This window comes from Vibrio sp. V12_P9A6T4, from assembly GCF_963874835.1.
Taxonomy (GTDB): domain Bacteria; phylum Pseudomonadota; class Gammaproteobacteria; order Enterobacterales; family Vibrionaceae; genus Vibrio; species Vibrio anguillarum.
The window spans coordinates 1-23256 of the sequence record NZ_CAWNJO010000055.1; the positions used below are offsets into that span (position 1 = coordinate 1).

23 protein-coding genes are annotated in these 23256 nt (G+C 43.8%); 12 read left to right on the forward strand and 11 right to left on the reverse strand.

Translation table 11 applies throughout. From position 1 onward, the window contains the following. Nucleotides 1-201 precede the first annotated feature (201 nt). The 6 genes from proV to AACQ42_RS08960 all read left to right on the forward strand — a co-directional run bounded on the left by proV (nucleotide 202) and on the right by AACQ42_RS08960 (nucleotide 6083). On the forward strand, nucleotides 202-1389 hold the full coding sequence (proV, locus tag AACQ42_RS08935; protein WP_013867972.1) for a glycine betaine/L-proline ABC transporter ATP-binding protein ProV: 1188 nt from the start codon (nucleotides 202-204) through the stop codon (nucleotides 1387-1389). A gap of 2 nt (nucleotides 1390-1391) precedes the next feature. Continuing rightward, nucleotides 1392-2498, forward strand: a complete 1107-nt coding sequence (proW, locus tag AACQ42_RS08940; RefSeq protein ID WP_013867973.1) for a glycine betaine/L-proline ABC transporter permease ProW — start codon at nucleotides 1392-1394, stop codon at nucleotides 2496-2498. Further along, nucleotides 2495-3502, forward strand: a complete 1008-nt coding sequence (proX, locus tag AACQ42_RS08945) for a glycine betaine/L-proline ABC transporter substrate-binding protein ProX (protein WP_094166020.1) — start codon at nucleotides 2495-2497, stop codon at nucleotides 3500-3502. The genes proW and proX overlap by 4 nt, the downstream gene beginning before the upstream one ends. A gap of 4 nt (nucleotides 3503-3506) precedes the next feature. Continuing rightward, nucleotides 3507-4037 (forward strand): MarR family winged helix-turn-helix transcriptional regulator, encoded by a 531-nt coding sequence (locus AACQ42_RS08950; RefSeq protein ID WP_013867975.1) that lies wholly within the window; start codon nucleotides 3507-3509, stop codon nucleotides 4035-4037. Between the two features lie 136 nt (nucleotides 4038-4173). Beyond that, on the forward strand, nucleotides 4174-4740 hold the full coding sequence (locus tag AACQ42_RS08955) for a mechanosensitive ion channel domain-containing protein (protein WP_013867977.1): 567 nt from the start codon (nucleotides 4174-4176) through the stop codon (nucleotides 4738-4740). Continuing rightward, a complete protein-coding gene (locus tag AACQ42_RS08960; protein ID WP_017046070.1) occupies nucleotides 4737-6083 on the forward strand; it encodes a magnesium transporter in 1347 nt (448 codons plus the stop codon). Before AACQ42_RS08955 ends, AACQ42_RS08960 begins: the two co-directional genes overlap by 4 nt. Before the next feature lie 134 nt (nucleotides 6084-6217). Here the strand turns inward: AACQ42_RS08960 and AACQ42_RS08965 are convergent, their stop codons facing one another. From AACQ42_RS08965 to AACQ42_RS08990, 6 genes are all read right to left on the reverse strand, one after another. After that, a complete protein-coding gene (locus tag AACQ42_RS08965) occupies nucleotides 6218-7633 on the reverse strand; it encodes an aspartate kinase (RefSeq protein ID WP_094166021.1) in 1416 nt (471 codons plus the stop codon). 48 nt (nucleotides 7634-7681) lie between these two features. Then, entirely contained in the window at nucleotides 7682-8068 is a 387-nt protein-coding gene (locus AACQ42_RS08970) for an ectoine synthase (RefSeq protein WP_013867980.1), read from the reverse strand. A gap of 9 nt (nucleotides 8069-8077) precedes the next feature. Beyond that, entirely contained in the window at nucleotides 8078-9343 is a 1266-nt protein-coding gene (gene ectB / locus AACQ42_RS08975) for a diaminobutyrate--2-oxoglutarate transaminase (protein WP_094166022.1), read from the reverse strand. A gap of 11 nt (nucleotides 9344-9354) precedes the next feature. After that, complete coding sequence (ectA, locus tag AACQ42_RS08980) at nucleotides 9355-9921, reverse strand: diaminobutyrate acetyltransferase (protein ID WP_094166023.1); 567 nt, start codon at nucleotides 9919-9921, stop codon at nucleotides 9355-9357. A gap of 490 nt (nucleotides 9922-10411) precedes the next feature. Then, nucleotides 10412-10921: a hypothetical protein gene (locus AACQ42_RS08985; RefSeq protein WP_094166024.1), complete on the reverse strand. Its 510-nt coding sequence runs from the start codon at nucleotides 10919-10921 to the stop codon at nucleotides 10412-10414. 40 nt (nucleotides 10922-10961) lie between these two features. Further along, nucleotides 10962-11474 carry a nicotinate-nicotinamide nucleotide adenylyltransferase gene (locus AACQ42_RS08990; protein WP_010318565.1) on the reverse strand — a complete coding sequence of 171 codons (513 nt, stop codon included), beginning with the start codon at nucleotides 11472-11474 and terminating at the stop codon, nucleotides 10962-10964. 104 nt (nucleotides 11475-11578) lie between these two features. Between AACQ42_RS08990 and nadE the strand changes: the two genes are divergently transcribed. After that, nucleotides 11579-12409, forward strand: a complete 831-nt coding sequence (gene nadE / locus AACQ42_RS08995; RefSeq protein ID WP_026029071.1) for an ammonia-dependent NAD(+) synthetase — start codon at nucleotides 11579-11581, stop codon at nucleotides 12407-12409. 93 nt (nucleotides 12410-12502) lie between these two features. Here the strand turns inward: nadE and AACQ42_RS09000 are convergent, their stop codons facing one another. After that, nucleotides 12503-12964 carry a TetR/AcrR family transcriptional regulator gene (locus tag AACQ42_RS09000; protein ID WP_013867986.1) on the reverse strand — a complete coding sequence of 154 codons (462 nt, stop codon included), beginning with the start codon at nucleotides 12962-12964 and terminating at the stop codon, nucleotides 12503-12505. 510 nt (nucleotides 12965-13474) lie between these two features. Here AACQ42_RS09000 and AACQ42_RS09005 point away from each other — a divergent pair. Then, entirely contained in the window at nucleotides 13475-13777 is a 303-nt protein-coding gene (locus AACQ42_RS09005) for a YfcZ/YiiS family protein (protein WP_010318562.1), read from the forward strand. Nucleotides 13778-13898: 121 nt separating this feature from the next. After that, nucleotides 13899-14525: a hypothetical protein gene (locus AACQ42_RS09010; protein ID WP_013867989.1), complete on the forward strand. Its 627-nt coding sequence runs from the start codon at nucleotides 13899-13901 to the stop codon at nucleotides 14523-14525. Nucleotides 14526-14579: 54 nt separating this feature from the next. Here AACQ42_RS09010 and AACQ42_RS09015 read toward each other — a convergent pair whose 3' ends face one another. Then, nucleotides 14580-15686: a 1-acyl-sn-glycerol-3-phosphate acyltransferase gene (locus AACQ42_RS09015; RefSeq protein WP_026028217.1), complete on the reverse strand. Its 1107-nt coding sequence runs from the start codon at nucleotides 15684-15686 to the stop codon at nucleotides 14580-14582. Between the two features lie 176 nt (nucleotides 15687-15862). Here AACQ42_RS09015 and AACQ42_RS09020 point away from each other — a divergent pair, with 176 nt between their 5' ends. Further along, entirely contained in the window at nucleotides 15863-16471 is a 609-nt protein-coding gene (locus AACQ42_RS09020; RefSeq protein ID WP_017043337.1) for a hypothetical protein, read from the forward strand. Nucleotides 16472-16568: 97 nt separating this feature from the next. Next, nucleotides 16569-18437 (forward strand): methyl-accepting chemotaxis protein, encoded by a 1869-nt coding sequence (locus tag AACQ42_RS09025; RefSeq protein WP_026028379.1) that lies wholly within the window; start codon nucleotides 16569-16571, stop codon nucleotides 18435-18437. An 85-nt stretch (nucleotides 18438-18522) separates the two neighbouring features. Here the strand turns inward: AACQ42_RS09025 and AACQ42_RS09030 are convergent, their stop codons facing one another. After that, a complete protein-coding gene (locus AACQ42_RS09030) occupies nucleotides 18523-19884 on the reverse strand; it encodes an alpha-amylase family protein (protein WP_017046062.1) in 1362 nt (453 codons plus the stop codon). A 272-nt stretch (nucleotides 19885-20156) separates the two neighbouring features. Here AACQ42_RS09030 and AACQ42_RS09035 point away from each other — a divergent pair, with 272 nt between their 5' ends. Continuing rightward, the gene (locus AACQ42_RS09035) at nucleotides 20157-20837 is read left to right on the forward strand and encodes a DsbA family oxidoreductase (RefSeq protein WP_013867994.1); all 681 of its coding nucleotides are present in this window, start codon (nucleotides 20157-20159) and stop codon (nucleotides 20835-20837) included. A gap of 100 nt (nucleotides 20838-20937) precedes the next feature. Here the strand turns inward: AACQ42_RS09035 and AACQ42_RS09040 are convergent, their stop codons facing one another. Both AACQ42_RS09040 and AACQ42_RS09045 read right to left on the reverse strand, forming a co-directional pair. Then, the gene (locus AACQ42_RS09040) at nucleotides 20938-21138 is read right to left on the reverse strand and encodes a restriction endonuclease subunit S (RefSeq protein ID WP_013867995.1); all 201 of its coding nucleotides are present in this window, start codon (nucleotides 21136-21138) and stop codon (nucleotides 20938-20940) included. A 58-nt stretch (nucleotides 21139-21196) separates the two neighbouring features. Further along, a complete protein-coding gene (locus AACQ42_RS09045) occupies nucleotides 21197-23113 on the reverse strand; it encodes a methyl-accepting chemotaxis protein (protein ID WP_094166025.1) in 1917 nt (638 codons plus the stop codon). Between the last annotated feature and the right edge of the window lie 143 nt (nucleotides 23114-23256).

A 23256-nucleotide genomic window follows, 5' to 3' on the forward strand; every position in this document is an offset into this window, starting at 1 on the left:
GTCATCCACACATAACCATTTTAACTCAAACTATTTTTTGTTTTTTTAAATTTATTTTTGATATAAAAAATCAGTAATTTAATGACAAAATAGCTAATGACAACTGGGTTAAAACTTGAAAACCGTTAAATTAATGTTTAGTGTACTATACATATTTACGGCTAAACATTAAATAGCCATGAAGAACAAAGGATGTAAATCATGTCACCCGTGTTAGAAGTTAAGAACCTCTACAAGGTATTTGGAGAGACTCCACAACAGGCTTTCCCGCTGTTAGAAAAAGGGTTGGATAAGGACCAAATTTTCGAGCAAACCGGGCTCACTGTTGGGGTCAAGGATGTGTCTCTTTCAATCAATGAAGGGGAGATTTTTGTCATTATGGGTTTGTCCGGTTCGGGCAAGTCCACTTTAGTTCGATTGTTGAACCGTCTGATTGAGCCAACCCAAGGAAGTGTTTTACTGAAGGGTAAGGATATTGCCCATATTTCAGAGCAAGAGCTGCGCGATGTAAGACGTAAAAATATCTCAATGGTATTTCAGAACTTCGCACTCATGCCACATATGACCGTTCTTGAAAACGCTGCCTTTGGATTGGAACTATCAGGAGTAGTGGCTCATGAACGTAATAAAAGTGCAAAAGAAGCGCTCGCTCGGGTTGGCTTAGACGCCTACTGTGAGTCATTCCCTGATGAGTTATCGGGTGGGATGAAACAACGCGTTGGTTTGGCCCGTGCACTCGCCAACGACCCTGACATTTTGTTAATGGACGAAGCATTTTCTGCACTCGACCCGTTAATCCGCACCGAAATGCAAGATGAACTAATCCGCCTGCAAAATGATGATAAGCGAACCATCGTTTTTATTTCTCATGACCTTGATGAAGCAATGAGAATTGGTGACCGTATCGCCATTATGCAAGATGGCATCGTCGTACAAACGGGCACGCCCGATGAAATATTGCATCATCCTGCTAACGATTACGTCAGTTCATTCTTTCGTGGCGTTAATGTTGCCAGTGTTTTTTCAGCTAAAGACATTGCCCGCAAAAAACCCGCGGCCGTTTTTAAAAAACACGACAATGATGGCCCGGCTGCAGCAATGCAGTTACTGATGGATCATGACCGAGACTACGGAATTGTAGTTGACCGTACGAATAAATACTCTGGCATTGTGTCGCTCGACTCTCTGAAACAAGCTCTCAAGCAACAAACATCACTTAGCGCGGCTCTACTGCCTGACATCGTGACGGTTGATCCGGAGCTGTCTGTTAGTGAATTAATCAGCCAAGTGGCTGAAGTCCCCTACGCCGTGCCTGTTGTCGATCAGCAGGGAAATTATTACGGCGTGATCACCAAATCACGCTTATTGCAGACTTTGGATAGGGAATAATTATGACAACAGAAACCAACATTCAATCCACAGAGGCGCTTGACCCATGGGCGTCTGCCGCGCAAACGCCTGTCAGCAGCGATCCTTGGTCAGCGACTACTGCATCCCCAACTACAGCAAGTGATTGGTTAAATGGCGCAACCGACGCTCCCGCGCCTTTCGATTGGCTGCACCCATTTCAAGATGCAATTATCCCCTTTGATCACTGGGTTGAAACCGGGCTGGGTTGGTTAGTGGAACACGGTAGGCCATTATTTCAAGCTGTCAGAGTACCTGTTGATTTTATTTTAAGTTCATTTGAAACCACGTTAGTTTCAACGCCAGCGCCTGTGATGTTGTTGATTTTATTTTTGATCACATGGCAACTTGCTGGACCTAAAATGGGTATCGCTTCATTAGCCTCGCTGATTACGATTGGATTAATCGGAGCGTGGTCACAAGCAATGGTCACCCTCGCCTTGGTCATGACCTCGGTATTCTTTTGCCTATTGATTGGCTTGCCACTTGGGATTTGGCTGGCCAGAAATCAAACGGCTGCAAAATTCATCCGCCCCGTTTTGGATGCGATGCAAACCACACCCGCATTCGTGTATTTAGTCCCGATCGTGATGCTGTTCGGAATTGGCAACGTACCTGGCGTGGTGGTAACCATTATTTTCGCCCTGCCACCGATTGTTCGTTTAACCATCTTAGGTATTCAACAAGTTCCCGAAGAGCTTATCGAAGCAGGCCATGCATTCGGCGCAAGCCCAAAACAGATGCTCTACCGTATTCAGTTACCACTAGCCATGCCGACCATTATGGCCGGTGTCAACCAAACACTGATGCTATCGCTGTCGATGGTTGTAATTGCCTCCATGATTGCTGTCGGTGGCTTGGGGCAAATGGTTTTGCGTGGTATTGGCCGACTTGATATGGGACTCGCTGCCGTGGGGGGACTTGGCATTGTCATTCTCGCCATCTTACTTGATCGCCTAACTCAGCATATCGGTACAGAAAATCGCGATCAAAAAGTACGCTGGTATCAAACCGGCCCTATCTCACCCTTTTATTTACTGAAGCAAAAACTGACTCATCAGAGTGCCAACAATCTAGGAGAACAGAAATGAATTACGCATGGAAGACGTTAATCTCAACCAGTTTAATCGCATCGGCGGCATTACCCATCAGCGCTTGGGCTGATAAACTTCCTGGCAAAGGTATTAGTTTACAACCCGTGCAATCGACAGTGGCTGAAGAAACATTTCAAACTCTCATCGTGAACAAAGCGATGGAAGCGCTGGGGTACGATGTCAAACCGACCAAGGAAGTCGACTACAACGTGGCTTATACTTCGATTGTCGAAGGCGATGCAACCTATCTCGCCGTTGGGTGGTTTCCTTTACACGCCGACAAATACTCGATGGCGGGCGGCGACGCTAAGTTCTATCGAAAAGGTCAATATATATCAGGAGCAGCGCAAGGCTACTTGATTGATAAAAAAACGGCAGATAAATACGGTATTACCAATATTGCTCAGTTAAAAGACCCTAAAATCGCCAAGCTGTTTGATGCAAATGGCGATGGTAAAGCAGACTTAACTGGCTGCACACCCGGCTGGGGTTGTGAGATGGTGATTGAGGAGCACTTAACCGCCTACGGTTTACGACCGACCGTTACTCACAACCAAGGTAACTATGCCGCTATCATTGCCGATACAATTTCACGCTACAAAAAAGGCGACCCTATCCTTTATTACACTTGGACACCTTATTGGGTGAGTGGGGTTTTGGTCCCTGGTAAAGATGTCACTTGGCTTGAAGTCCCTTTCTCTGCCCTACCTGGTGAGCGCAAAAATATCGATACAACCCTACCCAACGGAAAGAACTTCGGCTTTGAGATGAACAGTATGCTGATTGTCGCCAATAAAAAATTCGCTCTAGAAAACCCAGCCGCAGCAAAACTTTTTGAAATCATGAAGTTGAATATTAATGATATCAGTGCGCAAAACATGATCATGAGTAAAGGTAAAAACTCTGCCAAAGATATTGAAGCTCATGCCAATGGTTGGATAAAAGCTCACCAATCTGAATTCGATTCGTGGATAAAAACCGCCAAAGAAGCCGCTAAGTAAGAATATGGAGCCACCCATATCAAAAGGGTGGCTCTGCTTATTTTCAAGGAGGAAAGTATTGGATATTCATGAAGAAGTACTGGTCGCTATACGCCAAATTATTCGTGCGACAGATCTCCATTCCAAAAAAATAAACAAAGATTTTGGCCTCACTAGCCCCCAACTATTGTTAATGCGTGCGATCCAAAACTCGGCCGATATGACCATAAAGCAACTCTCCGATCATACTAATATGAGCCAAGCTACAGCGACCAGCATTTTGGATCGCTTAGAAAAGCGCGCACTGATCATTCGAGAGCGAGATCAACAAGATAAACGTAAAGTTCATGCATTGTTGACCCCAACAGGAGATGAATTATTACTCAAAGCACCCACACTGCTAAAAGATAGCTTTATTGAACAATTTCAGGCGTTAAACGCATGGGAACAAACTCTCATTCTCTCCACTTTACAGCGGTTATCGATGATGATGAAAACACCAGAAATAGAAGCATCGACGCTATTGTCTAGTCTAGAACCCGATGATCCTCTCTAGTTTTTATTCGACCGACTAAAGCAAATTGGTTACTTTTTTCTCAACCCAATTCCAATTATCAACCTCAGCCAGATTAGAGGTTGTAATTGACTGAATTTCGGTTATTTTGAACCAAATCTCCTTTTTCTGATTCGTCATGGAATACTTAGACTTATTTCAAAAAAATTATCAATGGATCATCACGATCATGGCGTTGCTTATTTATCCTAAAACAGCCAGCTACACCGTGCGATGGTTTGAGAATATGGTCATAGGCAAAGTCGATATTCATCGGCTTAAACGAGCACGTTGGCTGGTGAAGACCTTACTTTTCTTGGTGTTAGTGTTGACTCTGCTAATGATGTGGGGCGTGGAACTGCGTGGGTTATTGGTTGTTGGCTCATCACTTTTTGCGTTGCTTGGCGTCGGTTTGTTTGCAGGTTGGTCTTTGCTGAGCAACGTCACCTCATTTCTGGTTTTATTTGTACAAAACCACTGTCGCATCGGTTTATGGGTGCGAGTGGTGGATGGCGCAAATTTTGTTGAAGGTAAAATCGTCGACATGAACCTACTCAATGTCGTATTAGAGAATGTTGATGGCAATACAGTGCTCTATCCAAACAACCTCTTTATTGTTCGCCCTGTAATTGTATTAAACAAAACTCCAGAAAAAGCCGTGAAAAAAATCGAGAAGAAACAACTTCCTATCGGAGTAAAACGTTGAACGAATATCAAGACCTTTCACTGCATATTGAAACGATTTCAAAAGCCGATGAGCAGCAACAAATCGACTTACTCGGCGAGTACGTGGAAAGTGGGCTTGATGAAAGCTCGATCGCAATCATCTTAGAAGCTTTTCCTGTCGAGCAGCGGGTACGTCTGTGGCGTAGCCTACCCTTAGAGCTACACATTGATGTACTGACAGAGATGCGTGCTGAAGTACGTTTTTCTATCATCAACGCACTGTCAGAAATAGAACTAAAACTGACTCTCGCCAAGCTCGATAACTTGTCTCTGCTCGAATGGGCCGATTCTCTGCCTGATGAAATCATCAGTGAAGCGCTGCGCTTAATTAGTCGCGACGAGCTTGAATTGTATGATCAAGCCAATGCCTATGAAGATACTGAAGTTGGCCACTGGGCAAACCGTAAAGTGTATACCTTGCCTTTCAGCATCAGTGTCGACAAAGCCAAGATACTATTGGAGAAATATCATTATGACTCTCCACAACATATCTATTTGATCAACAAAGCAAAAAAATTCCAAGGTATCGTGAGTTATACAGAAATTTTGCTTGCTGAAAGCAAAACTTTACTGAAAAACATCAAGCAAGATGATCTCTTTACGCTGAATGCTCACCAATCACTTTCTGAAGCAGTAGAAGCGTTAGAACATTCCCAATTGCCGACCGTCGCCATCATTGATAACCATGAAATCTTAGTGGGTGAAATTGACTGGCAATTTGCCCTGAGTACACAACGAGAGATTTACGAATCGCGCTTAATGGCAGGTACGGGTATGGATGAAGGAGATGACTTATTTGCACCCATCATTAAAAGCTCCAAAAAACGAGGCCTTTGGCTCGGGATCAACCTGCTGACCGCCATCCTCGCTTCGGTCACTATAGGTATGTTTGAAACGGTCATCTCGCAAGTTGTCGCGTTAGCGGTGTTGATGCCAATTGTTGCCTCGATGGGCGGTATTGCGGGAAGCCAAACCTTAACCTTGATGGTACGTGCCATGGCATTGAACCAAATTACACCGGGTAACCGTTTTGCGTTGCTCAAAAATGAAATTGGTATTGGTTCCATTAACGGTTTGTTATGGGCGTTGATCATTGGTGCTTTGGCAGGGCTCTGGTTCCAGTCAGCGATGATTGGCGCCACCATTTCACTGGCCATTGTCGTAAATATCATTACCGCCGCGCTGTTTGGGGTACTCATCCCGATCACGCTTGATAAGTTTAAGCTTGACCCAGCATTAGCGGGCTCTGTCATCTTAACCACAGTAACGGATGTTGTCGGCTTCTTTGCCTTCTTGGGCACAGCAAGTTTAGTAATGTTGTAGCTTTCCAAACCGCTTGAAACCTAAGCGAGCTAAACCACTTAAAAAAACAGCCGCTCAGAAAATAAATCCCCAATCACGTAGATTACTATGTGATTGGGGGGCGATTGGGGGGAACGATCCTTCAATCTGAACCGCTAAGCCGCTTTTTTGGTAGATAGCGGTTTCGCAATCAACACATCATGTAAAACACAAATCGCGCGATTGTAATCGTTGTCTTCTACTACGAATTGTACATTGACATTACGCATCGACGAGTGAGCAGCAATAGGGCTAATTTTTGCGTTAACTAATGCTTGCATGCCTTGCGTTAATGCGTTGTTGGTGTTCATTGATGCACCGATTGCGGAAATGAGGGCGACCATTTTTCCTGATACGGATGCATTCGGGTAGCGCTTCTCTATTTTGTACAACACGTGGTTTAAGTTATCGCTGCTGCCACTGAGGTAATACGTCATCGAGTTTGCATTCATCTCTTTACCAACGAGATGTACCTTAGCTTCGGCGATCACTTCCATCAATTCATAACTGGCATTATCAATTTTCCCGACCATGCTTTGGTCAAAAATATGCAAGGCGAACACTTTGTCCTTGCCCGCAATAATCTCTACCTTATTGTTCTGAGGCTTATGAACATTGGAAATGAGAGTACCTTTATGCTCTGGTTCGAACGTATTTTTGATTCTGAGTTCAATCCCCTGCTGACGCAGCCCAGCTGCCGCATTCGGATGAATCGCTTCCATACCTAAATTAGCCAGTTGGTCTGCTACGTCAAAGTTCGTCAATCCCATCGGGCTAACCTTATCCGCGCCTACAATTCTCGGGTCTGCGGAGCTTAAGTGATACTCTTTATGGATGATCGCTTGCGTTGCGTTGGTTAATGCAGCAATGCGGCTAAAGGTCATTTCACTATAGCCACGATCATAGGTTTTCATTAATCCTTCATTACAGTAGGCGTAGCCAGTCACGATTGGCAATTGTGTTGCTACATCAATGTCTTCGAAGGCAGTCAAAATCACCTCATCTAAGCTTCCTGCTTGCCCATTATTCCACCCGGAGAGATCAATGAAGCATGCATTAATCCCAAGAGTTTTTAGCTTCAAACTGGTGTTATAGGCACTATGAGCCTCGCCTATTGAAGATAAAAATTCTCTCACCTGAGGCAAATACTGACGCAATGAAAACTGCCCGTATTGACACGTTTCTAGAATATTATTAATGCAGTTGACTGCTTCTGAGATCCGCGAACGAATAAATTTATCCGCGCGAATACGACTCATCGGATCGGCGAACAAATGCTCATTAATCAGCAACATACGTTGCTCAAGTTGGTACATGGCTTCTTGCCATTGCGTATCATGTTTCGCGATCATCTGGTAAATACCGGGCTTGCCAGTGCGTTTGCATTCCAGTAGGGCATCGGTAATAGTTGCATACGCTGATACCACAAACACTCGATCATAAGGGTGATGAGGCCTTAGTAAAATATTGTCGAGCACAGCATCAAAAGCGCTCATTGATGTTCCACCGATTTTTTCTACGGTGTAAGACATGGGATCTCCTTTTCTTTTAAATTGAATGCAGTGAATCGTCGCGAGTGATTACTCAATGATTGGGTAAACACCTTTTTCATCATGCGTTTCAGTTCCTGTCAGTGGCGGGTTAAAAACACATGCCATAACCATATCTGCACCAGAATAAGCTCTTAAATAGTGCTCGTCATGTTGATCAAGGATGTACAAAGTACCGGGCTTTATCGGGTAAGTTTCCCCTCCTATCACTTCGATTTCCCCTTCACCTGACATGCAATACACGGATTCCAAATGGTTTTGATAGTGAATATGGGTCTCGCCGCCTTTAAAAATGGTCGTAACATGGAATGAAAAACCCATATTGTCATCTTTCAGCAGCATACGAACGCTTTCCCAAGTTTGAGCAACAACCCGGCGCTCACTTTGGCGACACTCTTCTAATGTTCTAACAATCATTTTTTATTCCTAAGATGCTTTTTTAATTAACTGAGAGGCTAGCTCTTCTACCGCTTGTGCAAAAATATCTAAACCTTGGTCGAGTTCGGTTTCCGTGATAGTGAGTGGACAGAAAAACTTAATCACTTCGTCATTTGGGCCTGCGGTTTCAATCACCATCCCTAGTTGAAAACAACGACGAGCAATTTTATGGGCGATCTCACCACTGCTGCATTCAATGCCTTGCATTAGTCCACGCCCTTTGTGGCGGTTAAACAGTGTGGGGAAACGACGCAGTGTGGTTTGAATCATATGCGTCACTTGCTTGGCTCGATGTGCGATATGAGTGGTAAAATCATCATTTGACCAATAGGTTTCCAGCGCTTTTGTAGCGGTTACAAAGGCGTGATTATTACCGCGAAAGGTTCCGTTGTGCTCTCCCGGTTTCCACACATCTAACTCAGGTTTCAGCAGCACAATCGCCATAGGTAACCCATAACCACTGAGCGATTTCGATAGCGTCACTATGTCCGGTTTTATTGCTGATGGCTCAAAACTGAAAAAGGTTCCCGTGCGTCCACAACCAGCTTGAATATCGTCAACGATAAGCAGAATATCGTTTTTCTTGCAGAGACGACTTAAACGTTGCAACCACTCGTTGGACGCGCAATTTAAGCCACCTTCGCCTTGGACAACCTCCAATAATACCGCAGCCGGTTTGTCTAAACCCGATGAGTTATCATTCAGCATATTTTCAAATAGCGACAGGCCATCAATATTGGCATAGCCATCATAAGGGAGCCGCGTCACGCCACCTAAGCTAAGCCCAGCGCCGCCTCGATGATGTTGATTTCCTGTTGCGGCAAGTGCGCCATAAGAGCAACCATGAAAGCCGTTAGTGAAAGCCACAATATTACTTCTACCCGTAGCTTTTCTGGCCAGCTTCATTGCCGCCTCTACAGCATTAGTCCCAGTTGGACCAGTAAACTGCACTTTGTAGTCGAGGTCCCTTGGTTCAAGAATGAGACGTTCAAATACCGCGAGGAACTCAGCCTTGGCAGAGGAGTGCATATCCAAGCCGTGAGTAATGCCGTCTTTATCAATGTACTCCAATAGCGCCTGCTTAAAGAGGGCGTTATTGTGACCATAATTTAACGAACCAGCTCCAGCCAAAAAATCTAAGTAGCGATCACCAGAATCGGTAAATAGCCAGCTCCCTTTTGCCGTAGAGAAAACCACGGGAAAGTGATTGGCATAAGATTGCACGTTTGATTCTTTCTTTTTAAAAATATCCATAACGATGATAGTTATCCTGTTGAGTTAGAACGAGGTTTGAGCGGAATACGGTATAAATACTCGGTATCATGTTCGCCTTCAAAGTGACGAGTTTGATCGAGAAAGGTCGATACCTCTCCTTGCTCGCCATGTGCTCGATCAAACTTCTTAAAGAGGCTCCATGAACCTTGATTGTTTTTCGTGATAGTCGTTTCCAATACACGAACATCAGCCATAACGTCACGAGCGAGCAATTCATGTAACAAATGTGAGGCAAGCCCTAGCCCACGAGCATTTGGATGCACGGCCACTTGCCAAATAAACAATTCATCAGAATTGTCAGGCTTTAAATAGGCCGAAATAAACCCCACGGTTTCGCCATTTCTTTCCGCTAAGATGCAGGTCTCTTGAAAGTGAATCGCTTGTAGGAAGTTACAGTATGAGGAGTTTTCATCTAAGGGAGGGCATAGCCCAATCAAATCATGTACACGCTGCCCGTCGGCTTGATTAGGGGTACGAAACGTCCATTGTTCTGTCTTTGTTTGCATAATTTCCGGGTATGCAACCCAAGGTGCTGCTGTAATCATTGTCCGCCACATGAATAGTTAGAGCTCTAATTAAAAACCTCTATATAAACTAACAGTACAAATGAAAAAGTCAACCCAAAAATTCAAAAAAACAACAAAAATATATATAACTCACTGATTTGAAATAAATAAATAAGATTGGATATTTAACCAAAAAACCACCAATTAGTTAGATGTGTAATTAAATAAAAGTGAGATAGCAGAGTGAATGTGATTGAACCTAGCGGCATTAGCAATCTGAGTCGTTTTTGCAGTTTGCATTTGCAGCCTGCAAAAATTTTCTTGGGGAAGTTTGAAAAAACAAGGAAACAATAGCAACTAAGCGCTATAAAACTTGGCACGTATGCTGCAATAACTATATCGACCCTTCTTAAGCCGAGGGTCACCTAGCCAACTGACGTTGTTAGTGAATACTCTTTGTTCACAATTTACATAGGCCAATCGCGAATATTGCGGTTGGCTTTTTTGTTTTCTGAGGGAGTGTGTTTACTGAGGGAAAACGTTAGAAGGGAACTTCAATTTGCATCATGACAACGCTGTCGAAATCTTCATGCCAACGATAGTCAAAACGCATGCGCGGCTCACCCGCTTTTTTCTCGCCAAAACCGATACTTAGCTGTAAGCCGTGACTCATTAACCACTCTTCGGTTGACATATCACTTTGCTCGTCAAGCAATTCAGAGGGTATCCAGACTCCAAAGCCAATGTAGCTTGTGGCCAATTTCTGAGTAAACAGGGGATCCGAATCGGCTTTTAAAAACCAATCGGCCCAGTAAGAGGAGTCGGCTGGAGATTCTTCAAATAAACCTAAAGCCAGCAGTTGTTTCGATGCGTAGCCCATACTATTTAATATAGAAAAGCAGACGCCCGATGCTGGTAACATTGTTGGGCTACTATCTGCACCTAGTGTTAATTCTAACTCTGGCGTTAATAATGAACCGGAATAGAGATCGCAAGCTTCCGTCAGCGACGAAAACATGATTAACGCACAAACAGCCACATTTAACTTCATGAATGCAAACAGCTCCGACCACGAAAAGGGCGTGGATTGTCTAGTAAAGTTTTCTTTGCTGCAAGATTTTCCTAACAGAGATAGTCGTTAAATCGGCAATATCTAAATTTTCAGCTAACCGCTGACGAATATCAGTACTACGAATCGCGACTTTTTCAGGACAGGCCATGACTGACCAGCGTTGCAAGATATCTTGAGCTTTATAGAATTTCGCAAAATTGAACAGATTATCCGGGCCCATTACAAAAGTAATGTCAGCATCAGGTGATTGTTTTTGCAGTAATGACAAAACAGCGTGAGTTGTGACGCTCTGCCCGGGCTGTTGCAGTTCCTCTTCGACTATTGAGCGTTGTATCTTATCTGACTGCAAATCACGAATAAAAGCATCAATAAGTTCACAACGGATCTCATAACTGAGCATCTGCTTACCCCAAGCGTGTGAAATGCTCGGTACCAACAGAATTAAATCGAAATGGCTTAGCGATTCAATCACACTTTTATGTCCTAAGCTCGGAGGGTTAAAAGCACTCCCAAAGACGGCAATTTTGGTCATAGCAATCCTATTCAAGTCTGAAAACCATTTTCTCGGTTTTCTAATCTGATGATTTCGGTATGATACACCAAAGATTTATATTGCTTGCAGGAAAAGGAACCCTAATGGAACAAATGATCCGTGATGAGATGCGTGTTCTCTCATCCATTGACCCTGTTTATGAAATTGAACGGCGCGTTGAGTTTATTAAACGCAAATTGGTTGAATCTGGTTGTAAGTCTTTAGTGCTTGGCATCAGTGGTGGCGTCGACTCAACAACGTGCGGCCGTCTAGCCCAGCTCGCCGTGACACAACTCAACCAAGAATACGCCGTTAACGACTATCAGTTTATCGCCGTTCGTTTACCCTATGGCGAACAAAAAGATGAGGATGAAGCGCAGCTTGCTCTCTCCTTCATTCAACCTACACACTCAATTTCGGTCAACATTAAAGCAGGTGTAGATGGCCTGCACTCAGCCTCTCTTGATGCGCTACAAGGCACAAGCTTAACTCCAACTGACAGTGCCAAAATTGATTTCGTGAAAGGAAATGTAAAGGCGCGCGCTCGCATGGTTGCGCAGTACGAAATTGCAGGTTTTGTTGGTGCGTTAGTACTCGGCACGGATCATTCCGCAGAAAACATCACCGGTTTTTATACTAAATTTGGTGATGGCGCGTGTGATTTAGCACCACTTTTTGGCTTGAGTAAACGTCAAGTGCGCGCGGTAGCGGCTAAATTAGGCGCACCACAGCAATTGGTTCAAAAAACACCCACCGCGGATTTAGAAGAGCTCGCACCACAAAAAGCAGATGAAGATGCGTTAAACTTAAGTTATGACCAAATCGATGATTTTTTAGAAGGGAAGCCTGTTTCCCAGCACGTGATTGACCGTCTTGTCGCGATTTACACAGCAACTCAGCATAAACGTCAACCGATCCCAACGTTGTACGATTGATCGACACAATCTCTCTATAAAAAGCACTAAAGCCAACTTCTCAGTTGGCTTTAGTGTTAAAGTCGACAATACAAGCTTGCACAAAGTGCCAAATTATTGACTCATTTTAATCAGTGATTTACCAATCAGCCACTCAAGCTCCCTTGCGCTCTCTTTGCCAAACTGTACAGCCACCGTTTTGTATAACCGATCGACACCGTTTGCTGCAAATTCATCCGCATTTTCAGTCGTCACAACATGATGAAATAATAAACGCAAAATAGCCAAAAATTGTGCATTTTCCAGCGCATTTATCCAGCTATTTGAAAAGCTTGAAAGGTCATTTTCAAAATCTAAATGCTCAACAAACAGCTTAAAAATCCGCCCATCTAAAGCGGCCGTAAAATCGGTTTTCTTTGGAAAATGGTGGCTAATCCCCGTTCGTGAAACCCCTGTTTGCTGACTCAACGTGGTATACGACATTTTGTCGTAACCTAGTCTCAATAGCTGATCGACAACAGCATCCATTATTCTCTGAATGGTGATTTCAGTATCTTCTTTACTACGCTTTGGCATGGTCCAGACTCTTCTCTTTTTTATTAATCCATCTAACTCAATTGCGATGATAGTGCCGTTTCGCGAATCACCCCTCGTGGTATGGCATTTTCTGTCTAAAAAACCATCCCTTAAAACAGTAAATTAAAACCAGAATTATCTTGTTAAAAGCGTTATCTACTGGCTTGTTACTGTCACTCCTTTAGCTATCACTAATAAAACCTAAATTTCCAGTTTGTTAGTCATCACCACTAATGGATGAAGCGCAATTTATAATATTAATAATTGTTTCAACCGAATAATCTTACAATCATCAACAATTCGCAACGAACTGAACACTGTTCTGACAAATTTATGACACAAAAACTAGTGATTATTTGAGCAGTATCACACTCATTAATTCATAACGATGGTTAAAAACTTTCGAACAACCAAAATAAGACGCGATTTGCCCCAAACCTGATTGGCTTTTTGTGGCTGATAAACGATTTGCCCGTTAGAATGTCCATACATTTACTAAGAGGATTCACAATGAGTATCGAAAAAGACGTTGATATCCAAGTCTGCGAAGCATGTGGCTGCGCTGGCGAAATTGGCTTTATTATCAAAGAAGGTGATGAAGTTGCAGAAGTGATGGTCATGGCACCCAACAAAGCTCAGCTAGAAGCTGAATTTGAGAAGTACCTCGCTCTTGCCAAGCAGGTTTCAGATAATGTTGAGTTTGAAGTTTCACCGTTAGATGATAACTCTACTGAATTGCATGCACGTTTCAAATTTGAAGTCAGTGCTGAAAAGCTTATTTTTGAACTGAAGTCGCGCTCTTTGGCTCGTTAATCTAATTGCTCTTAGCGGGCCTAATCATGGCTCGCTTTTTTATCGCCCAAGCACTTTGCTTTCTCATCCTAGGCAATGCATTATTGAAGCTTAACCGTAATCTGCCGATACTCTAGGTATCGTGTCTTCATCTGCAGGCTTTATGAATAAGTTTTCGCTTTTACTAACATTATGCAACCTTCTCTATGCCTCTTGTGCATGGTCACAGCCGCTCGATCAATATCAAATCCTTAACCACCTTGATAACTATGGCAATCTCTATTTGCGTAATAAACCCTACACAACACTACCCGAAAATCTCACGCTCAAAGGCAACTTAAATATTGCTAAGACATCGATAAAATCCCTGCCTAAGGGCTTGAATGTGCAGGGTAGTTTAGAAGCATCTAATAGCTTGCTAGAGAATATTCCAAAAGGTACCACCATTCGTGGTTATGCGAACTTACTGGGTAGTAAAATCAAATCGTGGCCAATGAGAATCAAGGTCGGTGGTTACCTGAATTTCACGGATACACCGCTTGAAACGCTGCCTGCGAATCTCTTAGTCAAGGGGGATTTGAGCGTAATTCGAACGCCATTAACCCAATTGCCCGAAGGTTTGGTTGTGGAAGGGAGTTTGTTTATTGGCGGTTCCAAAATCACCGAATTTCCTGACACGATGACCGTCAATGGCAATATTTATTTGGGAGGTAATGTCATCAGTAAATGGCCAAGCAAACTGACCCTTGGCGGCGCGGTCGCAAGATAGGCTAGAAAAAGAGAAGAGAAGAAGCCGTGAGCCCCTCTCTTCATCGTTTAATGATTATTGCTGATTCTTTACTGGGTTGGCGTAGCTATCGAGTAAATAGCGCTGTGCCCCTTCAGGGATTTGGGTCAGCTTGCTTTCTAAGTGAGCGCGGATATCTGGCGTGATATCACTACTTTCTATCCCAGCCGCTAACTTATTGATCGGGAATAATTTGTAGTTTGCGTGAATTTGGCGATCGATCTCTTGCGCCAATGCTTCTGGCGTTTCAAATGCTTGAGTAATCACTTCACCAAAGCCAACATGCACTCGGCCTTTCTCACCGACAATACCTTGGACAATGCTTTCAATATCTTCAAATTCCCCTTTTTCATAACGCCCATGCGTCGCTTTTTCATATAACTCACACGCTTTGGCCATATCACACGGATCGTTTTCATATGAAATCGCGACCGGGACAATTTTGAGCGATTGAATATACTGAGCAAACTCTATTTTCTGCTTGCGCCCTTCCACATGGAACATTTTCAAAATGGCCGGATCGGTAAAATCGTTACCATCTTTTGCTCGTCCCTCTTTTTGCGCTATCCAGATAGAATTTCCAGTTTCAAGTGAGTGTTTAATGTAAGCAGATAAGGTACTGAGCGCTTTCATCATCTCGCGCGGGCCTTTAGCCGAGCGTTTCACAATAAAGCTCTTATTAAGACGCATCAGCTCTGTAGCACAAGGCTTTTTCAATAAGTTATCACCAATCGCAATACGTACAGTTTTATGCCCAGACATATACAGACCATAATTGACCAATGCTGGGTCCATCGCGATATCACGGTGGTTAGAGATAAATAAATAAGCCGTCTGTTTATCCAATTTATCGAGACCACTGAAAGTGACACCTTGTGTCGTTGATTCTAGTGTTTTCGTGAGGTATTTCTTCACTTCAAGTTGGATTGCTTCCACGGACGTGAGTTTGGCCCATTTAAACTTTAAGTATGCTTTTACAAAAGGGCTCAGTATCGATTTTAGCCAAGCAGATCGTTTATCAAAACGATGTTGCAAAATAGCTGAGATAAATTCTTCATCATTGATTAAACGGTCAATAGCCGCTGGAATCTCATCGTCGTTGTAAGGACGGATATCTACATAAGGATCAGTTGTGGTGGTCATATATTCATACATCAAATAAAAAGCTGGCTCATTCTACGCATAGTTGACGTAGCTCGCAGCTACAGTCGTAACAGATTCACTAAGGTCAGACCAGAATAAGGTGATTTTAGTTCGCATATTTGGCATTTTCTGTGAGACAAGGTACTCTTAGCGCCCCAAAATCAGTGAGAAGTACCATGAACTACGCGATTCAATTTGAAGCCTTACTGTCTGCTAACTTAGTTGTCACCCCTCGCAAGAAAGTCATCAAACACAGCTTGATTCGAGTAATGAGCGGATTAGTACTGTGTAAACTTGGCAAACATGAATATTCAGTTGAAGCAAAGCAGAGTTTTTGGATCCCTTTTGACTGTTTATGCTCGCTGACTATTTTTCCTAATACGCAGTGGCAGCGTGTCGATTTTTCAGTACGTTTAACCGCCGATTTTTCCCATCAAGCGGGTTACGTCACCTTATCTGAACTGAGCCAAGCCGCTTGTGATCACCTGAGTCAATGTCAACCTAACGATGAAATCTATTCGCACCTTCTTCATGTACTAAAAAGTGAAGCCACGCATTTTAAACCCAAATTATCGTTAAACAACTTCAGCGAAAAGCTATCAGCGTGGCAACCACATCAAGTAAGTGAGCTACCAATTGAATGTCAAATAGCACTACGTGTTCGTGAGGCACAAAAGCGCAAACTGTCTGGCATCAAGCTGAACCAAATCGTCGATGAGCTTTTCCAAGGAAATGAACAAGAGTGCCAACAACTTGCGCTTTTAGTTCTCGGGCGAAATTTGTAATTTTTCGCTTAAAAATGGATTGTTTACTGGCTGAATGATTAATCCCTAACTATACATTTATTAATAATATTAATATTTATTGATGGAAGGGATTGCCATGAAATTCAGCCATAAGATCGTCGCGGCGTCATCTTTGCTGCTGTTGGTCACCGTTACTCTGCTGACGATACAACAATACTTCACCGTCCAAAAAGAAGTGAAGTCACAAGTTGAAGCGAGTGTAACTGAAATAGTGGATGGGGTTAGCAATACCGCTGGTGCAGAGATCAATAGCCGCAAGGCCATTGCCGCTTACGCCACCAGCATGTTGGAAGTCGACATTAACCGAGAAAGTATGTCTAAGGTCATCACAAGGCCGATTGTCAAACAAACTTTTTTACTGGCTGGGGTCGGTTTTGAGAGTGATGGCTCTTACATCAGTAATGATCCTACTTGGAACCCAGGCGCATCATGGAATCCACGCGTGCGCCCTTGGTATATTGATGCAAAAAATGCCGACAAACTGATTATTACTGCGCCTTACGCCGACTCTGCCACTAATGAAATATTGGTGTCTATTGCTACCCCAGTTAAAGATAACGGCAAATTTATCGGCGCCATCTTCTACGATGTTAGCCTTGCTGGGTTAGCAGAATTGGTCAACACCGTAAAATTATTTGATGCAGGCTATGTGTTTATTGTTTCATCCGATGGCACAACCATAGCCCACCCCCGAGCAGAGATGAACGGCAAGCCAATGAAAGAATACTTAGGCAATGCCGTTATCGCCGAAGAGCCTAAACAAGTGCTGATTGATGGCAAACACTACACACTCGATTTTTCAAAAGTCCCTGGAGAGGACTGGTACGTCGGTGTCGTTTTGGATGAAGAGATCGCCTATGCGTCTTTAGCAACACTGCGCAACAGTTCGATCATCTATACGTTAATCGCTTTAGTCTTCAGTATTGCGATACTGCTTGTGCTTATCCGTCTGTTGATGAAACCGCTTGATGCACTCAACAATGCAATACAGAACGTTGCCTCTGGTAGTGGTGACTTAACCCAACGCTTAGCCACCGACACGGATAAAGAATTCTCGGTATTAGCGGTCGGTTTCAATACCTTTACTGAAGCCTTACAACAACAAATTACCCAGTCTAAAGCCATCGGTTCAGAAATTTTACGCGGTTCGGAAATGACCTCGATGGGGTTGCAAGAATCGGCCGAAGCGATGCGTGATCAACTGCATGAACTTGAGCAATTAGCCACGGCCATGCATGAGATGGCCACCACTTCTGGCGATGTCGCCAACAACGCGCAAGGCGCGGCATCGGCGGCAAAAGATGCTGATGACGCGACAGAATTTGGTACCAATGTTGTGACCCAAACCACGCAAGCGATCGATAATCTTTCGACGCGTATTGATGAAGCAGTAACAGAGGTAAGTGCACTAGAAAATGCAACGGCAAACATCGAAACCATTTTGAAAGTGATCAACGACATTGCTGACCAAACCAACTTGCTGGCACTAAACGCAGCGATAGAGGCGGCTCGGGCTGGAGAGTCAGGCCGAGGCTTTGCGGTCGTTGCAGACGAAGTGCGTACGCTGGCGCAAAGAACACAGCAATCCACGACGGAGATCCGTAATATGATTGAGAAGTTGCAGTCGAGCGCTACTTCTGTTGCCAATGCGATGAATCAGAGTAAAACAACGGCAGCTGAGGCGGTCAATCGTGCCGAAGAAGCGAATAATGCTCTGCTGAAAATCCGCGATGCTATTCAGCAAATTAGTGATATGAATATCCAAATAGCTTCAGCAGCCGAAGAACAAAGCTTGGTAGCAGAAGAGATCAACAACAACACGGTTAAGATCAAAGATCTTTCCGTTCAAGTTGCAGACGCCGCTGACAATGCCAACATAGCCATGCAAGCTCAAACCGAAAATATCAGAGAGCAAGATGCTATATTGAATAAATTTATCGTTTAATCCTCTACCGCAGCAACAGGGTAGACCAGTAAAGGCGCTGATTACGCGCCTTTACTTTTCTAACGACTCACCGTTTTATTCACCATCAGACATTTGATAGCCGACAAAGCATGGCGCTAGAGCGAGCGGCGATATCCATGACAATCTTTTGGTTATTGGGTTGATACTGCTGCTTCGTAAACAATTCTAGCATTGGATTTGTCCAATCAATTTCAACGCGCTGACTGCGTTGAGATTTGTTCAAAACCACTATCCCTTCCTTACCGCGGCTGAACACTAACAAGTCATCACTCGCTTCTAGCGTTTTCATTGGCAACGCATGCATTTTATTATGAAAAGCAATACACGCCGCCATTTGTGGCGAACACCATGCCTCTTGCCAGCGCGGAAGACCAGCATGGTTCAGAATGCCACTGGTGTTTAAATCGGTGTAAATTAATGGCACTCCCCCATCGCGACCAAGAATGTAGCTGTAGGCGATATTTTCTAAGGCTTCATCCATGACTAGGTCGGCAAACACAGCGTTGTTGGGGATATCATGCGTAATGGTGAACGTAATCGCTCGGTTGTTGGAAAGCGCCTGACCAAAACAATAAGGGTCAATCAGCCATTTCAGGCTACCTTTTGTTTGTAACGCATCGTATACCGTTTGAAATAGTGGGAAATCATAAGCACCCAACTTGGTTTCTTGCAGATAAGGCTCTAGAAAAAGTTGGTACTCTTCTTTGGTTGCACCGCCATCAGTAATGATCTCGCCAAAAATATGCATGCCTTGCGTAATGTCATCGGCCCATACTTTCTTCAAATGCTCAATAGACATATGCTTAGCAGCATCAATTCGAAATCCTTTGACTCCTAACGCTTTCAACGCCCTTAAATAAGCCTGTTGTTGTACAACCACATGTTCATTATCACGCAACGTGGGTAGGCCCGGATCATGCGCCCCTCCAGTAATGCGGCCATTTTGCACTTGCCAACGATCCTTCCAATCTTTTATGCCAAACGCTTCCACAAAGTCATCTTTATCAAAGAGTGGCTGGGTCAGATCACCAAAGAGGCGCAGCGCTTGGTACTCATCGCTTTTATTCTGGTAGGAAGCTAAGTCTTGTGCGCTCGGGTATTGTAAATCCAAACGTAATTTGGATTCGTTGGCCATATGGTTGAACACCACATCGGCATAAATTCGCAAACCTAATGCGGTTAAGGTTTCAACCATCTGTTTAAAATCATGGGTATTGCCCAGTTGATTATCAATGATGCGATAATCTTGCGGCTGGTAACGTTGCCACCATTTTGTACCTTGAGCGGTTTTGAACGATTTCATCGGCGGTGAAATCAACACCGTTTTATAACCCAGTTGGAAAATTTGCTCTGCACGCTCAGCGACTAAACGATACGGCCAATCAAAAGCATGCAAAATCACATCGGTTGGTTGAACATTTGTCATACGTCAATGTCCCTGTTCATCATGGTTAACTCACAAGTTGAAAGAGGCGAAACCTCACAATACGTCACTTGTTTCTCAAAGCGCAGTTTAATTCTCTGCATTTAACGTTTTTAGAGTATAGAGAGCGTTTCAGCAATTCCATCAGCCTTATTGCAATATTGTTTGTATGAGAGAAAAGGCGTAGAGCGATAAAAAAGCGCCTAGCTTTCCAAAGGGCTACACAACAAGTCACAGTTTATGCTGATAATCTCGCTATAATTAAGGTCAGTGAATTGCCAATCGCGGTAGGGAAGAAAATGAAAAAACTACGCATTGATATCGTGTCAGATGTTGTCTGCCCTTGGTGCATCATTGGCTATAAGCGGTTAGAGCAAGCGCTGCTGGCTCTCAGCGATACGATCGATGCAGACATCCATTGGCACCCTTTTGAACTCAACCCTGCTATGCCTATAGGTGGTGAACACCTACAGCAACATTTAGCCAAAAAATATGGCACGTCGATAGAAGCAAGTTTACAAGCACGCCAAACCCTCAGCGCCTTAGGGCAAGAAGTCGGCTTTCAATTCAATTTCAGTGACGACATGCGTATTTATAATACCCGTAAAGCGCATCAATTATTAATGTGGGCGAATAGCCAAGGAAAACAATTAGAGCTGGAAATGGCACTATTTCGTGCTTATTTCACTTTCGGGCAAGCCTTAGATGACGATGATGTCTTGCTCGACCTAGTACAGAGCCTTGGTTTAGACAGAGAAATCTGCCGCGCAGTTTTAACTGATGAGTCGTGGGCGAAAACCGTTTCTGTCACAGAGCAACAGTGGTTAGAGGCAGGAATTCAAGCTGTGCCAGCCTTGATCATTGAGCAACGCCATCTTATCTCAGGCGCGCAAACGACAGAGATCCTTCAACAGGCACTCGAAGATATCGCGCAACAGCTTCCTATGACTCAATAACGTTTTCTGATAAAAAAGGGCACCACTACTGTGTGCCCTAAATACTATTGTGTACTCTAAATAAACTTGTGTGCTCTAAATTAAATAAAGTGGGTTTGAATTAATGGACGGGAGTATCCGTTTCTGTAAAGAACTGTCCAAAATGCTTTTCCAGCACTTCTGGCGTCAGCTTGCCTTCCGCTTCTAGCTGCTTAAGCTCAGCCACAATCGCTTTTTGTTCTTCCAACGAAGGCAGTTTCACTTCAGGTTCACCCGCCACCTGTTGCGACAATTGTGCTAACTCTTTTTCGAAATCACTCATTTTACTTACCTAAACATAAACGTAATGGGGGAAGTGTACCGATTTCCCCCTCATGATTCTAGAGCTTAAAGCTACCCACCATTTTATCTAAACGGCCAGACAGATCACGCAGCTCTTGGCTCGCTTCTGCCAACTCTTCTGCGGTGCTGGTGGTCACTTCATTGATGGCGTTAATCTCTTCAATATTTTGATTGATTGTGTGCACCACCGTTGATTGCTCTTCAGTCGCCGTGGCAACCTGAGTGTTGCGATCGGAAATATCGTGGATCCTGTTTGAAATATTCACTAAAACGTTCACCGCTTCATCGGAAGCGTCAACCCCTTCCTGTGTAACAGCCTTACCAGAAGACATCGCCGAGACCGCATCTTTTACATCGTTTTGTAATTGATTGATCATCTTTTGAATTTCTTCCGTTGAAGAGGCCGTGCGGCTGGCCAAATTGCGTACTTCGTCTGCCACCACAGCAAAACCTCGACCTTGCTCTCCAGCTCTCGCCGCTTCAATTGCAGCGTTTAATGCCAGCAAGTTGGTTTGTTCAGAAATACCACGGATAACACCTAAAATAGAGCCAATATCTTGAGTGGTCGATGCTAGCTGCTCCACCACTTTACCCGTATTTTCGATATCCGCGGCTAAACGACTGATGGCATCTTTGGCTTTGCTTACCACTTCACGTCCTACTTCAGTGTTATCAGCCGCGTGATTTGCTGTTTCAGCTGCCGTCGCCGCGTTAGAAGCAATTTCACTGATAGTGGCCCCCATTTGATTGATCGCCGCCACCACTTGTATAGTTTGGTCACGCTGTTCTTGGCTATTGTCATGAGTTCGCGTCGATTTTTCCGACACCCGACCCGCCGCCGACTGCAATGCATGACTGGTAGAAGCAACTTCTTTCATCGATTGATGAATCTTCTTAATAAAACCGTTGAAGCCCGCTGATAATTGAGCGATTTCATCGCGGCCCAATACCTCAATCCGTTGCGATAAATCACCATCGCCTTTACCTAAATCGGTAAAGCGTTGTGCAATCTGTTTAATTGGGTTAGCAATACTATTGGCCAGAAAAAGGCCCATCAAAATAAACAAACCCGCCACAGCTAAGGTTGTGAACAACATTTTTTGCGCAACGGCATTTAATTCGGCGAAGACTTCCGACACAGGTACTGAACCAATCACAAACCAGTCCATCGATTTCACGTAGACACTAGCGACAAAAACATCTTGGTTTTGATAGGTTGTCGAAATCAGGTTGAAGCGGCTTTTATTCAATAGTTGGTTTGCGTTTGCACCGTACAATTGTGTCAATGAGGCTTTAGCTTTCTCTTTTTGGCGATGGATTTGCACTTCCCCTTTCGAGTTGGTCAAAAAGACAAAACCTGTGTCCTCGATTTTAAATCCATTGAGCAGGTTCACCATGTCATCCATTGATTTCGACAAACCAGACATCGTATCGCCACTGACATTTTGATAGTTGGCAAACATTTTTACTTCGCCACTTGCCTCTTGGAACATACTGACCATGGTCTTTTGTCCCGATTGCGTAAAACCAAAAAACCAGCCATCTTGCTGTTGATTAAGCTGACGCAGAAAACCATTTTGGTTCCAGTAATACGCCGTTTTTCGGTTAGCCACAGAAGCATCATTTAACGAATATTGATCGCGTACATTATTGAGCTGCTTAATCAGCATCGCCTCTGCGTCAGCATTAATATTAGTCGTCTGAACGGCTTGCTTAATGAATTCATTATTGGCTAGTTGCTCAGCAGAAAAGAGCAATTGCGATACTTCTCGATCTATCTGGCTACTGATTTGATCAAGTAACGAGGGAAGTTCGATATCAATTAATCGGTGCTCCAGTACCTCTCGAGCTTGACGCTGCGCCATTACACCAACGATAACCGTCGAAGCGAGTACCGCGAACGTAATTCCTAATACAACCTTTTGCTTAATACTCATCGAATTAAGTTTGAACATTATTTGCGCTCTTTATTATTGGCTTGTCATGAATAACTTTTTTGTATCGGCAACAAACCCTCTCTCTTGAGAAATTTATCGATAGAATCGATTTATCTTCACGTAGAATGTGATCATGGCCAACAATGGTTGTTCCTAAGCAT